This is a genomic window from Edaphobacter paludis (genome assembly GCF_039993895.1).
In the GTDB taxonomy this organism is placed as follows: Bacteria; Acidobacteriota; Terriglobia; order Terriglobales; family Acidobacteriaceae; genus Edaphobacter; species Edaphobacter paludis.
On record NZ_CP121194.1, the window covers coordinates 3,513,800 to 3,529,005 of the forward strand.

General features: G+C 56.8%; 11 protein-coding genes. 3 read left to right on the top strand and 8 right to left on the bottom strand.

Annotation, left to right across the window (positions count from 1 at the left end):
• Positions 1–134: 134 nt before the first annotated feature.
• Together P4G45_RS14630 and P4G45_RS14635 are read right to left on the bottom strand one after the other, a co-directional pair.
• A complete protein-coding gene (locus tag P4G45_RS14630; protein WP_348267215.1) occupies positions 135–2,288 on the bottom strand; it encodes an N-acetylmuramoyl-L-alanine amidase in 2,154 nt (717 codons plus the stop codon).
• 255 nt (positions 2,289–2,543) lie between these two features.
• On the bottom strand, positions 2,544–4,553 hold the full coding sequence (locus tag P4G45_RS14635) for a 30S ribosomal protein S1 (protein ID WP_348267216.1): 2,010 nt from the start codon (positions 4,551–4,553) through the stop codon (positions 2,544–2,546).
• A 271-nt stretch (positions 4,554–4,824) separates the two neighbouring features.
• Here P4G45_RS14635 and P4G45_RS14640 point away from each other — a divergent pair, with 271 nt between their 5' ends.
• Positions 4,825–5,415, top strand: coding sequence for an HIT domain-containing protein (locus P4G45_RS14640; RefSeq protein WP_348267217.1), 591 nt, complete (start codon positions 4,825–4,827; stop codon positions 5,413–5,415).
• A gap of 422 nt (positions 5,416–5,837) precedes the next feature.
• Here P4G45_RS14640 and P4G45_RS14645 read toward each other — a convergent pair whose 3' ends face one another.
• The 6 genes from P4G45_RS14645 to P4G45_RS14670 form a co-directional block, all read right to left on the bottom strand.
• Positions 5,838–6,320 carry a nuclear transport factor 2 family protein gene (locus P4G45_RS14645; RefSeq protein ID WP_348267218.1) on the bottom strand — a complete coding sequence of 161 codons (483 nt, stop codon included), beginning with the start codon at positions 6,318–6,320 and terminating at the stop codon, positions 5,838–5,840.
• 261 nt (positions 6,321–6,581) lie between these two features.
• Complete coding sequence (locus tag P4G45_RS14650) at positions 6,582–7,757, bottom strand: tetratricopeptide repeat protein (protein WP_348267219.1); 1,176 nt, start codon at positions 7,755–7,757, stop codon at positions 6,582–6,584.
• Between the two features lie 12 nt (positions 7,758–7,769).
• Positions 7,770–8,732: a tetratricopeptide repeat protein gene (locus P4G45_RS14655; protein WP_348267220.1), complete on the bottom strand. Its 963-nt coding sequence runs from the start codon at positions 8,730–8,732 to the stop codon at positions 7,770–7,772.
• Positions 8,733–8,822: 90 nt separating this feature from the next.
• Positions 8,823–9,110, bottom strand: coding sequence for a putative quinol monooxygenase (locus P4G45_RS14660; protein ID WP_348267221.1), 288 nt, complete (start codon positions 9,108–9,110; stop codon positions 8,823–8,825).
• Between the two features lie 10 nt (positions 9,111–9,120).
• The gene (locus P4G45_RS14665; protein ID WP_348267222.1) at positions 9,121–10,431 is read right to left on the bottom strand and encodes an adenylosuccinate synthase; all 1,311 of its coding nucleotides are present in this window, start codon (positions 10,429–10,431) and stop codon (positions 9,121–9,123) included.
• A gap of 185 nt (positions 10,432–10,616) precedes the next feature.
• Complete coding sequence (locus tag P4G45_RS14670) at positions 10,617–11,138, bottom strand: hypothetical protein (protein ID WP_348267223.1); 522 nt, start codon at positions 11,136–11,138, stop codon at positions 10,617–10,619.
• A 463-nt stretch (positions 11,139–11,601) separates the two neighbouring features.
• Here P4G45_RS14670 and P4G45_RS14675 point away from each other — a divergent pair, with 463 nt between their 5' ends.
• Complete coding sequence (locus P4G45_RS14675; protein WP_348267224.1) at positions 11,602–13,641, top strand: fused MFS/spermidine synthase; 2,040 nt, start codon at positions 11,602–11,604, stop codon at positions 13,639–13,641.
• 377 nt (positions 13,642–14,018) lie between these two features.
• Positions 14,019–15,164, top strand: coding sequence for an acyltransferase (locus P4G45_RS14680; protein ID WP_348267225.1), 1,146 nt, complete (start codon positions 14,019–14,021; stop codon positions 15,162–15,164).
• Positions 15,165–15,206 lie beyond the last annotated feature (42 nt).

Below are 15,206 nucleotides of genomic sequence, written 5' to 3' on the forward strand. Positions count from 1 at the left end.
ACACCAGCATCCATCGGTAAGCGAAGCACCCACTCCAGCCCTCTTTCGACTCGCGCCACCAGTGTCCTCTATCGCCAAGGCTATCCACCATCACGCGGCGGCCAGCGAAAAAAGAGCGCCTGCTTCGCAATACCCTACTTTGTGCTCGCCCGCTCCACGGGCAACTTCACGCCGCTTAGGCCAGCCTCATACCTCGCTACACCGCGATACACGCTCTCTGCCACCCGCTCCCGATAGGCCGGCTCTTCCAATTGCCTGGCATCGTTGGGGTTCGTCACAAACGAGATCTCCGCCAGAATCGATGGCATGTTTGCCCCAATCAGCACCACAAACGGGGCCTTCTTTACCCCTCGGTCCTTCAATCCCGCATTGCCCTTCTCCAACCCGCTATACAGGCTCTCCTGCACGTCGGTGGCAAACTCCCGCGACTCCGCAATCTTGTCCTTCAGCGCAATCTTTTTCACCAGATCGCTCAACTGATGGATGGATTGATCGGAGACCGCATTCTCTCTCGCAGCTACTTCCAATGCGTCCAGTTGCGTCGTGAAGTTCAGGTAGTATGTCTCCACGCCACGCGCGCTCTCATCCCGTGAGGAGTTCGCATGGATCGACAAAAATAAATCCGCTTGCGCCTTGTTCGCAATCGCAGTCCGTGTCTCCAGCGGGATAAACGTGTCATCGGACCGTGTATAGATGATCTCCGCGCCCAGCCGCTCATGCAGCAGTTTACCCAGCCGCAGAGCCACATCGAGCACCACGTCCTTCTCCTCAATCCCGCCATAACCCAGCGTGCCCGAGTCATGGCCGCCATGCCCGGCGTCGATCACGATGCGCCCGATCTTCAGCCCCAGCGCCCTTACCAGCGATGTCTCCCCATCCGCCGTAGGCACGGCAGCCCGCGCCGGAACCGCCCCCGCAACCTCGGCCCTGGTCCTCTTTGTCCGTCGAGAACCAGCAGTGGTATCCAAACTCTGTCCGGCAAGCCCCGAATCGGGCTCCTTTACCACCGCCGAAATCGGCTGCGAGGTCGGCCTCCGGGTCGCCTCCACCCTTCCCGGCTGGTCGCTCAAAGAAGCCACCTCTACCAGGCTGTTCGACTTCGCCTCGACCGTATTCGGCACAGGCCGCGCCGTGGTCGCCTTCGTCACCACAGCAGTCTCAGGAGCAGCTGCGGCTCGCACTGCAACCCCTGTTCCCTGATCCTTGTCCCCTGATGCCTGCTCTTTACTTCCCCCATGAATGTCGATAATCAGGCGATAGGGATTCGGGAGCAAAAAGGCCGAGTATTCCGTCACATCGTTCACATCCAGAACTACCCGCGTCATGTCGTTGGTAAACTGCGCCGCCCGCACACGCTTCAAAAAGCCATCATCGGTCACCGTAAAACTCTTGCCTACCAATTGCTGCGCCAGCCGAGTCCCGTGCAGATCAAAATAGATGCGGTCCGGATGCGGCACTCGGGCGGCTTCATAGGTCACGTCATCGCCCAGGTCGATGGCCACGCGTGTATAGTTCGGAGTCGACCAGTGTCGAATCCCCGTAACCTGCGCCAGCCCATGCCGCTTCCCTGGTGCCGACGCCACATGCGTCGGCCCCGCCTCCTCGCTGACAAGTTCGGATGTAGCCACCCCCCCCTGCTTCACCGCGGCCGGCATGCTCTCCTCCCCCTGCTCCGGTACGATCGCTTTCCTTGTGGTCACTGGCATTGGGGCGAACGTACCCCCCGTCGCCCCTCCGTAGTTCACAGCAGTCGGTTCGCTACTCTTCTGATCCCTTCCTTGCCTGGTGCCTGCTCCCTGATCCCTGGTCTCCAGTTTCAAAGATGCCAGCCCCGCCCGGGCCTCCTCTGCCTGCTCGCTCTTCGGGTACTCTTTCACGAGTAGCGCATACTGCTTCCGCGCTCCGTCAAAATCATGCAGATCGTTCTCATAGATCTGCGCCTCCGCCAGCAGGGCCGCGACGCGCAGCGAGCTTCCCGGATACTGCTTGCGCAGAAACTCATACTGCCCTACTGCGTCCTTCAGCGACTTCGTATCATGCGATCCGTGTCCCTGTTCGACCAGCAACTCCGCCACGGCATTCACCGCCGCAGCGGCATAAGTGTCTCCCGGCGACTCATGATAGATCGTGCGAAACCCATCCATCGCCTCTGTATACTCCGCCCTGGTCCGCGCTCCGGCAGGAATTGCCTCCAGCTTCTCCCGCCCCTGCATCGCCTGCTGCCACGGCGATAGCTCCACGCGAGGACGCGCCGCCTTCCTGGCTTTAGCTGACGCCCCCTGCGCCATCGCGCAGCAGCAAAGCACTGCGACGCAACCCCTGCCTAACCACCGCTGCTTTCGTATCCTCAAGCCCATCATCTATCTAAAGTTTAAGAGACCACGCCGCCCAGCGCCTGTGAAAAGAACAGCGGTACTCCTCCCGATACCCCCACAAAAGCCGCAGGATCTTAAGTAAAAGGGAGATAAGGGAACGCTTACCAATACCAAACAAAAGGGCCGTCCACTCGGGACGGCCCTTGTACTTCCTTGCCGCGACAGAGCTTACTCGCGCTCAGACCGCTTCCAGTTGATCAGATCGCCCAGCGTGGTGCTGCTGCTCGACGAGGAAGAGGAGGAGGAAGACGAAGAACCCTTCGGCGACTTCTCACGCTCCTTGTAGCTCTCGACCTCGGCGCGGCTGGCTTCTTCACCAACTGCCCGAATGCTGAGTCCGACCTTCTTCTCTTCCTGGTTCATCTTGACGATCTTGAACTCGTGCTCCGAGTCAACATCCATCGCCACCGGCTGGTGGTTCGCATCGACCGCCTCGGAGACGTGGCACAAGCCCTCGACTCCTTCAGCAATCTCAACGAAGGCGCCAAACTGTGCCGTGCGCAGAATCTTGCCCTTGATGACGTCGCCAACCCGGTGCTGGGCAAAGAACGTATCCCAAACATCCGGCTGCAACTGCTTGACGCCCAGCGACAGGCGGCGGTTCTCAGGCTCGACGCCGAGAACAATCGCCTTCACCTTCTCGCCCTTCTTCAGGACCTCAGAAGGATGCTTGATGCGCTTGGTCCAGCTCAGGTTCGAGACATGCACCAGTCCATCGATTCCATCTTCGATCTCGATGAACGCGCCGAAGTCGGTCAGGTTGCGAACACGGCCCTCAATGATGGCGCCGGTCGGATACTTATCTTCCAATTGCTCCCAGGGATTGTCCTGCAACTGCTTCATGCCCAGCGAGATGCGGCGGTCGTTCGGGTTCACGCTCAGGATGATCGTGTCTACCTCATCGCCCGGCTTCACCATCTTCGATGGATGCTTCATCCGCTTCGACCAGGTCATCTCCGAGACGTGAACCAGTCCTTCGATGCCCTGCTCCAGCTCGACAAACGCGCCGTAGTCAGTGACCGAAAGCACGCGGCCGCGAACCTGCGCCCCAATCGGGTAGCGCTCAATCGCATCCAGCCACGGGTCAGGCGTCAATTGCTTGAAGCCCAGCGAAACCCGCTGCTTGTCCTTGTCGAACTTTAATACCTTTACCTGAATCTCGTCGCCGACGTTAACCAGGTCGCGAGGATGCGTCAACCGGCCCCAGCTCATGTCGGTGATGTGCAGCAGGCCATCGAGGCCGCCCATATCCACGAACGCGCCGTAGTCTGTCAGGTTCTTCACCGTACCGGTCAGAACGCTGCCCTCTTCCAGAGTCGCCAGAGTAACGGACTTCTTGGCATTCTGGTCTTCTTCGAGCAATTCCTTGCGGCTGATGACAACATTGCCGCGCTTTTTGTTCAGCTTGATGACGCGAACTTCGATCTCGGTGCCGATGTAGCCGTCCAGATTGCGGACAGGGCGAACCTCGACCTGCGATCCCGGCAGAAACGCCTTGATGCCGATGTCCACGGTAAGACCGCCCTTGACGCGGCTCAATACCATGCCCTTCACCGGGGTCTTCTCGTTCGCGGCCTGCTCGAGCTTGTCCCAGACCTTATGGCGCAGCGCCTTTTCGTAGCTGACCAGGTAGCCGCCCTCGGCCTCTTCCCGCTCGACCACAACCTCAACCGCATCGCCAACCTGGAACTTCGGCGCGCCATTGATATCCAGCACTTGTGCCAGCGGAATCAGACCTTCCGACTTGAGCCCAATATCGACAACGACATGCTTGTCCGTAATCTTGAGGACGGTTCCGGTAACGATGACCTCTTCGGCGGTCAAGTTCTGGGCAGCGGCGGCATCAGCAGCCTGCTCGCGGTCAAAACTTGCCAGCGCAGCCGCAAAGTCGGCGGCGTCGTAGTTCAGGTCGTCATCAGCGGACTCGTCGCCAGCGGCAGCCGTAACGGTTGCCACATGACCAGCTTGCGCACTTTGGTGAGCAGATGTATTAGTGCTCGTCGGAGTATCGTGGGGCGCGTCGTGGCCGGCAATTTCAGGAGCAGTCTCATGCTGCTGGTTGGAGGTGGATTCAGAAGACAGTTCGGCGTGTGCCGCTGTCGCTTCGGGCGCTAGGGTTTCCAGTTCGGTGGTCAGGGGTTTGCTCTCGGTGTGTTCAGGATTATGGTCGTCTACCATGATGAATGCGGACTCCGGGATCCAAGGATCCATTCCAGTTCAAGCGGCGCTTGCTTCGGGACCAACCAGCATTCCTGAGGGGACACTAATTGTTCCATCCCCGTTACAGCTTCGGCAGGTAGGAATGAATTACATCTAGCAGAGGAGCGGCTGCACTTGGGTCCCACACGCAGTGGCTCACCTAAAAGCATAGAACTTTGAGTGCCATACGTCAACCAATGTTCGTTCCTATCCGATGGATTCTCCGAATTTTCACCTTATACTCGCTTCTATGGACCGTCTTTGGACTCCCTGGCGCTACAACTACATCACTCGCGCCGACGAGCAGGCCCGCACCGGCGTCCCTCCGGCCCTCAGCGGTTGGCCCGCCGCTGAGGACAAGCACTGCGTCTTTTGCAACATGATCGCCGCCACCGACTATGCCATCGCCCACGGCATGGATCAGGAGGCCGCCGAACAGGCCGCCCACATCGTCCATCGCGGCGCGCTCTGCTTTGTCTGCCTTAACGCCTATCCCTATGCCACCGGCCACGTCCTCATCCTGCCCTACCAGCATGTCGACTCACTCGCCGCCCTCCCCTCGGAGGCCGCACAGGAGATGATCCTCACCGCTCAACGCATCGAGCGTTGCCTCCGTGAGGTCTACCACCCCGACGGCCTCAACCTTGGAATGAACCTCGGCGAATCTGCCGGGGCCGGTGTGGCCGACCATATCCACCTTCATGCGCTCCCACGATGGAGCGGAGATACCAATTTCATGACCGTCACGGCCGAGACTCGAGTTCTTCCTGAGACACTTGACGGCACCTGGACGAAACTCCGCGAGGCACTCGCCCCAAGTACAACTTCGGCACCAAAGTAATCATCAAACGCTCTAGACGAGGGCGAAGGCCTTCGCCGTATCGAGGGCAAAATGTCGATTCTTCCAACCTCCCCTGCCTCGTTGAGGACAGGCCCCCCGGTGATCAACAAAAGCCGAGGTAGCTATCTTCCTCAATCCCGTCCTTACCTTGTCACCGGCCAGAAAAGAAAGTCCGCATTAGCAGCTCAGGAATGTCTCGCACTCTTCCCCCATGAGTCGGAGGATGCCCGACTCACTGGCTGCACCCGCTCCCTCTACCGACGCCTTTTGGCGCTGAATCTGCCTGGCTCTCATCGCATTAAGGCACACGCGGAGACCGCTCTAACCATCGATTCCATAAACTCCAGAATAGCCTGACCATACAGTTGCTTTAAACCACAAGACCCTGCCGCCTCGCAGGGTCTTATTCTGTATGGCATCACTCATTCCGTCTGGTCAGTGGGCGGCGAGACATTCGCATCCTGCGCTTTTCCATCGATTTCGTTCCTGTGCCTGTGCTCCCGCGTCGCCTCAAAGCTCGTGATCTTCCATTCTCCGGAAGGCAGATGCTGATAAATCCTGGTATATCGGAACATACCTTTTACAGGCTTCCCATCGTTGGTCCCCTCCACCTCTGCCCGCGAGGTCACAATGGCAACCGCTCCGACCAGCTTCACCTTCATGTCGCTCAACTCCAGCTTCGTCAGCATAAGCCTGCGGTCAGTCACCCTGCGCAGTTGCTGTGCTTTCGTATCCACCTCTCCTGTCATCGAGATGCCGACGTAGTCATCGGACATCATCTTGTCCATGGTCGTGGTATCACCGGCGAGTTGGGCAATCCGCCACTGCTCCTCCAGATCTTCCACCTGCTGTTTCGCATCATGTTTTTTCGGATGAGGCGTCGGATTTGCGAGCGCCTGGCTCATTCCTAGAGCGCCAAGCACAATCACGAGCGCAGTTGCCGCCACTGTGAGACGGAAGCGAATTGGTTGACCACGTAGCGTCATAACGCGTACCGGATGTTAGACCGCTTCGAGCTAAGAGTCAAAACAACTTTCGTTACACCCACTTAAGGCTCGAAAATCTCACATTTGCCCACCCGCCAGTAAAACATCCTATCCGGCAGTTATGGGAACCTCAGCCCCTTAGACTCCTCCAAACTCTAAGAAGTTTTCGTGTGAGTACGGTCAAGGCTGATTGGTAACCGTAGAGGCTGACTTAAGTTTTTTCAATTCATCCAATGCACGTTGAGAATCCTGCCGCCGTCCCAGCTTTTGATATACGCGAACCAACTCATAGTAGGTACTCTGCTTGATGAACTCCGAGGGATCGCTCTGCAGCGACTTTTCCAGCCATTCCGCCGCCTCTTCGTTCTTCCCAACCTTCGACAGCCCCAGCCCTAGGTAGAAATCGCTGGGAGCGGGACTGGAGTGCACGCTGATGGCCTGCTGCAGCAGAGAGATTCCAGCCTGCGGATCTCCTCGTTCCACGTCGATCTTGCCCAGGTTATAAAGAGCGATGCCATTGTTGGGATCGAGCTTGACCTCCTGCTCATAAGCCTTCATGGCATCGTCGAAGCGGCTTAACTTCTGGTATTCGTCGCCCAAAGATTCGTAGAGGTCGGAGTTCGTAGGCTCCTTCCCCACCGCCTTCAGAAACTCCGCCACAGCCTTTTCAGGCTGTCCTGACGCCGAGTAGCTCTCTCCCAGCGCTTTATGGACGCGCCAGGAATCTGGGTCGAGCCGATATAGAGCCTGATACGACTCCTCTGCGATCAGGCTGTGCGCTCGTCCGCGCAGATAAAGAATATTTGGATCATTTGGAGAAAGTGCTGCCGCTCGGTCCAGCGGCTCCGTCGCCTTGTCCGCATTGCCTGCACCCAGTTCAACGATGCCAAGCCAGGTCAAAGCCTCTACATCCTGAGGCTGAAGCCGCAACTCCTCCCGCAAGTCGGCGCTCGCCGAATCCACCTCATGCATCTGATATTTTGCAATTCCCAGAAACATGTGTGCACCAGGCAGCTTCGGATTGAGTGCAATCGCCTTTGCAAGCGCCTTCTCCGCAACATCCGGCCTTCCCTCACGAAGCTGTACCAAACCCAAATCCAAAAAAGCATCGGCCATCTGTGGCGCGGCCGCCGTAGCCTTAGTGAAATACCTCTCTGCTTCCGCGGTGTTGCCCTGCTGCATTGCGCCTGCGCCGAGCTGCATCAGATGCATGGCTTGCGCATCACCCTTCCCGCCGTCCTGATTGTTGTTGCTTTGCGCGGGAAGCAGAGACGACGCAGCCAACAGAAAGAAGAGAACAGAAAACGCACTGCCTGTCTTGCTACGAAATGGAGGTGGCATCATAGATTTCGACATGGCTCTCGTCGTTCAGCGTGATTCGGTTGGAGGGACGAGACGGAGACGGTTTGCTCCCTGGCTATTGTCTTGGTTGGCCAGTTGGGTGGCAACCGAAAATTCGCGCTCAGCCTCTGTCTTCTTTCCCAGGCGGGCAAGGGTCAACCCAAGATAGTAGTGTCCGGGCTGATAGTCAGGCGCGGCGCTAATTGCTTTATCCAGAAACTCTTCCGCTTTTTCGTATTGCTTCAGCTTGAAACAGGCGATGCCGCTGCCAGCTAACGCACCTCCGTGCCGGGGATTGCGGGACAGCGTTTTGTCGAAATTCGCCAGCGCCTCAGCATAATTGTGCTGCTGAATCGCAATGTCGCCAACCTGATAATAGGCTTCGGTCTGCACTGGCTGAAGCTGGATCGATCGCTCAAATTCAGCTTTAGCCTTATCGAATTGCAGTCCTTCCTGGTAGATACGACCCAATGCGTAGTGTGCGGTCGGGTCATTCGGCTTGACCTCAAGATAGGCCTTCATATTCTCTTCCGCCGGAGCAAGTTGCCCCAGATCGAGCTTGACCCGAGCTACTGCATATAAAACTTTAGGATTTGTGGTGTCGATCTCCCAAAGATGCGCCAGCGTGAGGTCCGCATCGCGATACAGGCGCATCTCGTCTTCAAGAATTCCCAAATCGTAGAGCAGCCGCGCATTCTCCGGCGCGAATTTCTGTGCGCGAAGCAATGCAGTCAAAGCAGTATCCTTATCGCCGGCCGCGCGCGCCGCCAGCGCCAGCCGTTCACTTACCTGGACCTCACCCTCCTGCGCTGCAAGGTTATGTGGATCAGCCGCCAGTGTTCGTTCGAAAGCGTCCCGAGCTGCCACATTCTCCCCGGTCGTCGGCGAGCTCTGAGCCTGCACCGACCCCAATCCCGCAGCGGGCATTACTCCAGCGAAAACGCACAACAAAAGAACTCCTCGAATCAGCATGGCGCCAAAAAACCTCATCCCGCTTTACGAACCTTCATCATCTTAGAACCTGCAATCAACAAAAACGCTCCCCTAAGGGAGCGTTCGTCAATCACATCACACGGAGCTTCAGCACACAGCCGTCAGATTCTCTACCTGCCGATCGCGCATCCGCTGGTAAAGGCCGCCAATCGCATACTGATGGAAATGCGGCGCATTTCTGTGATGGTCCAGCGCCGCCTCGTCCCGAAACTGCTCATAGATCAGCACCGTGCACAGATCGCCCTCGATAAAATGGGCGACATAGTTCACGCATCCCGGCTCCTGCCTCGACGCCACCGTCAGATGCCGAAGCATCTCGGCGATCTCCGCGTGCTCCTCCTGCGCAAACGTCATTCTTACCGTGAAACTCAACATAAACTAGCTCCTATGCCCTCAGCACTTCTTCAAATCCGGCAATCGTCATCGTCTGGTCGCGGTCCGGGCCGGTCGAGACCATGCCGATCTTAGCACCCGACTCTTTCTCGATAAAGTGAAGATAATCCTGCGCCAATTGGGGCAGTTTGTCGAACTCTGTAATGCCCTCGGTCGACGCCTTCCAGCCCTTCAGTGTCGTATAAATCGGCTGAATCGACTCGAAACCCCTCATATCCGCTGGAATCACATCGGTGATCTTGCCGTCGATCTTATAGCCGGTGCATACCGGAATCTCGACGCACTCGTCCATCACATCCATCTTGGTGACTACCAGCCACTCCGTGCCATTAATCATGTTGCTATAGCGCAGCAGAGGCAGGTCCAGCCATCCGCAGCGTCGCGGACGCCCCGTCACCGCACCATACTCCTGCCCGCGAGCGCGCAGCAGATCGGCAGAACTATCATGAATCTCGGTCGGGAACGGCCCCTCGCCCACACGCGTCACATAAGCCTTCGTGACCCCAATCACGGTGCCGATCCGCGTCGGCCCAACTCCGGTGCCCGTTACTGCCCCCCCTGCCGTAGCCGACGACGAGGTAACAAACGGATACGTCCCATGGTCGATATCGAGCAGTGCACCCTGCGCCCCTTCGAACATTACCTTCTCGCCATTCCGAATGGCATCATTCAGCATCACAGCGGTGTCCGTAACAAATGGCGCGATCTTCTCGGCGGCCCGCGCATATTCCTCATACATCGTCTTCGGATCCAGAGGAGCCGTTCCGAACAGCGCATGAGCGATCGTATTCTTCTCGTGGCAGGCGTTCTCGATGTGCGTCCGCAGCAGCGCCGAATTAAGCAGATCGACCACGCGCAGGCCGCTGCGGTGCATCTTGTCTTCATACGCCGGCCCAATCCCGCGGCTGGTCGTCCCAATCTTCGTCCGGCCCGGCGCATTCTCCGCGGCCAGCTCGATCATCCGGTGATAAGGCAGAATCACCTGCGCGCGATTCGACACAAAAAGCTGGCCATCCACTGGCAGGCCCGCGTCCTTCAGCTTCTTCACTTCGCTCAGAAACGCCATCGGGTCGAGCACGACGCCGTTGCCGATCACGCCCTTGCACTCCGGCCGCAGCACGCCGCAGGGGATCAGTTGCAGCACAAACTTCTTGCCCTTGATGATAACCGTATGCCCGGCATTATGGCCACCTGCATAGCGCGCCACCACGGAAAACTTCTCCGACAGCACATCGACGATCTTGCCTTTGCCTTCATCGCCCCACTGGGCACCCAAAATAACCGCTGATTTGCGTTGACTCACGAGGAATGTGTTCTCCAAAGGATTGGTTTGGCCGGAAAGAAGCGCATCGCAGAAGCAAGCGCGCTTCCCTTCCATCATATCTTGTCCGGCCCAGACTTATGCCCCTTGATTCTAGGAACCTCAGTTCTTCCGGCAATGCAGGAGTACTGCCGCCTTCTCCGCGCCTAAGAGGATCACGATGACCCCTAAAGCAGCTTATCGAAGTAATCGATAACAACAACCGTAGCCTTCGTCGGCAGCACAGGATGAGGATAGGGCCGTAACAGCGCGGCAAGACTTGGCCGCAGGTTTCGCTCAAAGGCAACGAACTGCCTGTTGTACACCTGCCCATACTCCGCCGTAACCAGACTTAGATAATCTCCCAATACAAGCCCTTTGGTCTTGCCCTCAAGCATGTTTTCGATGCACGCTACCACTCTGAAGATGAAACCTTTGAGCTGTGCCACACCAGCAGCGGCATCATAGTGCCCCTCTGCGTTCAGGCTCCATTCCGTCTCATCCAGCAGTCGAAAAAAAGCTACGCTCAACTCATGCGACCGCTTGAGTTGAGCCTCCACAGGTGAACCCGGATGTCCTTCGAAATGCTGACGGGCTCTCGCCACAGTTCGCATCAACTCCCCGAAGCGGTTGTATCTTTCGAAGACCACGGTCACATAAAGCGAGACCACCGCGCCCAGCAGTACCAGCCACACATCTTTCCAGGACAAACCGCGCGAATTCTCGTGGCCTGAAGGTGACGAAGTATTCCTATCCACTGCAGAGACCCTGGCTATGCCCGGGCTCTCTAATGCTGCTGCAAGCTTGCTCTCTTCTTCGACCCTTACCGACGGCGCTCGGTCTGCATTCGCCGCTAATACCAACAGACACTTTTGACCCTCAGCTTGGCTCGCACGGCCGGAGCCACCCGCCAGCCCCAACGCCACAGCGATCACGATCCCGGCCCTTGATCTCATAGGACGTCCCTTGGTAAATGTGGACTGACATCCCTGGCCCGCAGGTCGTCCCATGCTCACCCGGCACTGCGACCGTCGATGGGATAGTAGGACCAACAAATAGAACCGGTCAATATCGATCTTCGTTGAGCCTCGCAGTCGACGGTTTCTCCATTTTAAAAAGGCTGAAACACGACGAATAGCATAAACTGGCACGTCTTCAGATCGCCCATCACCTATGCGCTCAACCCGGTCACTCTACGGCATTGCCATCTTCCTGTCGGCGTTTCTCCTCTTCCTGGTCGAACCCATGTCGGCGAAGCAGCTCCTTCCCGCGCTCGGCGGTTCGTCCGCGGTCTGGCTCACCTGTTTGGTCTTCTTCCAGCTCACCCTCTTGCTCGGATACCTCTACGCACACTGGCTCACCCGCCGCCCCTTCAACCGCCGCCAGCAAATTCTCTATCTTGCGCTTCTCGTCATCGCCGTCCTTGCATTGGCTGCCCAAAAGTTCATGCGCCCTGACCTCAGCCAGGGCTCCCTCCACCCTGTCACAACTATCTTTATTGATCTCGCACTGACCATCGGCCTCCCTTTCCTTCTCCTCGGATCGACGAGTCCTCTCCTGCAAATCTGGCTCTTTCGCAGCCAAGGCGGCAGCGTCTCCTACCGGCTCTTCGGTCTCTCAAACGTAGGCTCTCTGCTCGCCCTCATCGCTTACCCCACGCTGGTCGAACCTTATCTCGCCCTCAAGACCCAGCGCCTTCTGTGGGCTGCCAGCTTCGTGGTCTACGCGGCCCTGTGTGCTCTTCTGTCGCGGCAAGTACCTGCAACAGAACAAGCGCCTGCAGTAGAGATCACCAACTCCACCGATCCTCCAACATCATCTGCGACAAGATGGCTCTGGTTTCTCCTACCCATGGCCGCAGCCATGCAGCTGAGCGCCGTCACCAGCCATATCACCAGCAATATCGCCGCTATCCCCCTACTCTGGATACTCCCCCTCGCGGTCTACCTCATCACCTTTATCCTCGCCTTCGAGTTTCCCCGCTTTTACAGCCGCAGCATCGTCGTTCGTCTGCTGATCGTCATGCTCGCCAGCCTTGGGTACGCCATCTCCAAGGTAGACAGCAGCTGGCCAATCGGCATTGCGATCCTCTTTTTCCTCACAGAGTGCTTCGTGGCCTGCCTCTTCTGCCACGCCGAAGCCTACGCGCTGCGTCCCCGGCGCCCCTCCGAGACCACCCTCTTCTATCTCCTTGTCGCCGGCGGCGGAGTCACGGGGACCTTCTTCATCGGCATCGCCAGCCCCCTCATCTTTGCGGCCAACTACGACCTGTCCATCACCTTCCTCGTCACCGCTCTGCTTGCCCTCGCCGTCACCTGGACGGATGGCTGGGGCCAGCGCCTCCTATGGGCCACCGGCAGCATATTGGTGCTTTTCCTCAACTTCGCACTGCACGCCGCTTACGCGCAGCAGGCTCTGCTGGAGACCCGCAATTTCTACGGCAGTCTCCGGGTAAAACATGACGTCACCCACGAGGGCCAGCCCCTGCGCATGCTGCTCAATGGCACTATCCAGCACGGCAACCAGATCTTCAGCCCTGGCCTGATGCGCACCCCGACCACTTATTACGGAAAGGACTCTGGCATCGGTCTCGCCCTCGCCAACTGCTGTGCCGACCGACCGCGCAACATAGGCGTTGTAGGCCTCGGAACCGGAACCCTGGCCGTTTACGGCAAACCCGGCGATCGGATTCGCTTTTACGAGATCAACCCCCACGTCCAGCCCATCGCGCGCAACCTCTTCACCTACATCCGTGACTCTCCCGCCGCCATCACCATTACCGAAGGCGACGCCCGCACCTCGCTCAGTCAGGAAGCGCCTCAGCACTTCGACGTCCTGGTCGTCGATGCCTTCACTGGAGACGCCATTCCCATCCACTTGCTCACCACCGAGGCCCTAACCCTCTACCAAAAACACCTCGCTCCCAACGGCATTCTGGCCTTCCACGTCTCCAACCAGTACCTCAACCTCGCCCCCGAAGTAGCCCAGTTAGCTGCCTCTGTCCACATGCAGGCGAAACTCTTCGATACCCCCTCTATCGACGCACGCGGCGAGTTCAGATCGACGTGGGTTCTGGTCACGGCCAACCCCACCTTCTTCACCCTCAGCGAAGTTGCCGCCATCGCCACCCCCATCACCCCCGTTCCCCGCCTACGCGCCTGGACAGACGACTACTCCAGCCTCCTTCCCATCTTTCAGCCTACCGGCCACTAAACCTCATGCTTGAATCGATCTTCGATAATTCTTCTCTATGAGAAGAACAGCGGTTGTAAAGGTGGCTCTGATAGCAGATCCTCATAAATCCTGAGAATTGGGTAAACTTATAGAGGATGGCCAGTGTTTTGGATATCGGTATCAGGCCTGTCTCCCCCGACGGCCGAAGGCTATGACAACAAAGGCAGCGACGCCCAACCAGCATGCAGTAGAACGTTGATCCAGGCGATTATAAGAACGACAGCACCACCTTTTGAGGTGTCGATTAACAAGTACAAGGCTCTAATATTGGGTATATTTACACGGCCAAGAAACATCATCTTCATATAGATAACGCTCTTCAGCCTGGAACAAGGCCAGAAGAGTAAGAGGGAATCGTGTCAGTTTCACCCATTGCATTACCCACCACACGATTGGAACAAGACACTGAAAGCATAAGCATCCGTGTGCAAAATCGACCGGAAAAAAGATTTCATGAATTGGATTCAATGCGGGGTCTGGCGGCTCTTGTCGTAGTATTTCATCATTACGCCCACATGTTCTTTCCAGATGGAAAAATAGGAACGGGGGTTACGAAGCTTGTTCTTTTTCCATTTCTCGCTGGACATGCATCGGTGATGTTGTTCTTTTTACTGAGTGGTTTCGTGCTGAGCCTGCCATTTATTCGAGGGAAAAGCCAGCCTTATCTGATCTTCATTCAGCGGCGCGTATTACGCATCTACGGTCCTTATCTGGGAGCGCTACTTCTGTCCCTCGCAGGATGTGCTTTATGGCACAACCGGTTCGGAGCTATTCAATGGGCTTCGATCACATGGAACCATCCAGTAGAACTTAAAAGTGTGATTCAGCACGTCTTATTCATTGGAGACTATGACTATACGCAATACAACACTGCGTTCTGGTCTCTCGTCTACGAAATGAGGATTTCGTTAATATTTCCTCTGCTTTTTATCATCGTAAGTCGACTGAGTTTGATCAGCTCCATCTTCGTAATTGGTGGTTTCACGCTGGCAGGTATTCATGTCGGCGTTCACCAGACGCTAATCACATTTGAATATATAGCCATCTTTCTTGTAGGCATATTGCTTGCCAAGAACATGGATCGGGTGGGTGTTCTCTATAAAAGCATAAGTCCAATGTGGCGCATCCTCTTTGCGCTGCTATCCGCTACAGTTTATATTTGTGGGCATTCGCTGGTAGTGTATGGACCAATCTGGCATCTGGGAGATCTCCCCACAGCTCTAGGTGCCGCCGGACTAATGGTTATAGCTTTGAATTCTGTCCTGGCAAGCCGTCTACTAGATACGCCGATTCCTTCTTTCCTTGGCAGAATTTCTTATAGCTTGTACCTTGTCCATGGAACCGTCCTCTTTGCGATGACCGCCTTGATGGGAAATAAGATCTCGCACCTCTTATTCTTTGGACTCTACCTCACCGTATCTATCCTTTTATCCTGGGGATTTTACCTGGGAGTGGAGGCTCCATTTATGGAGATGAGTAGGCGTGTCGGACGTAAGACCTAAATCGCAAGCTATCATCCATTCGAAACAGAAGACGATCTTCGT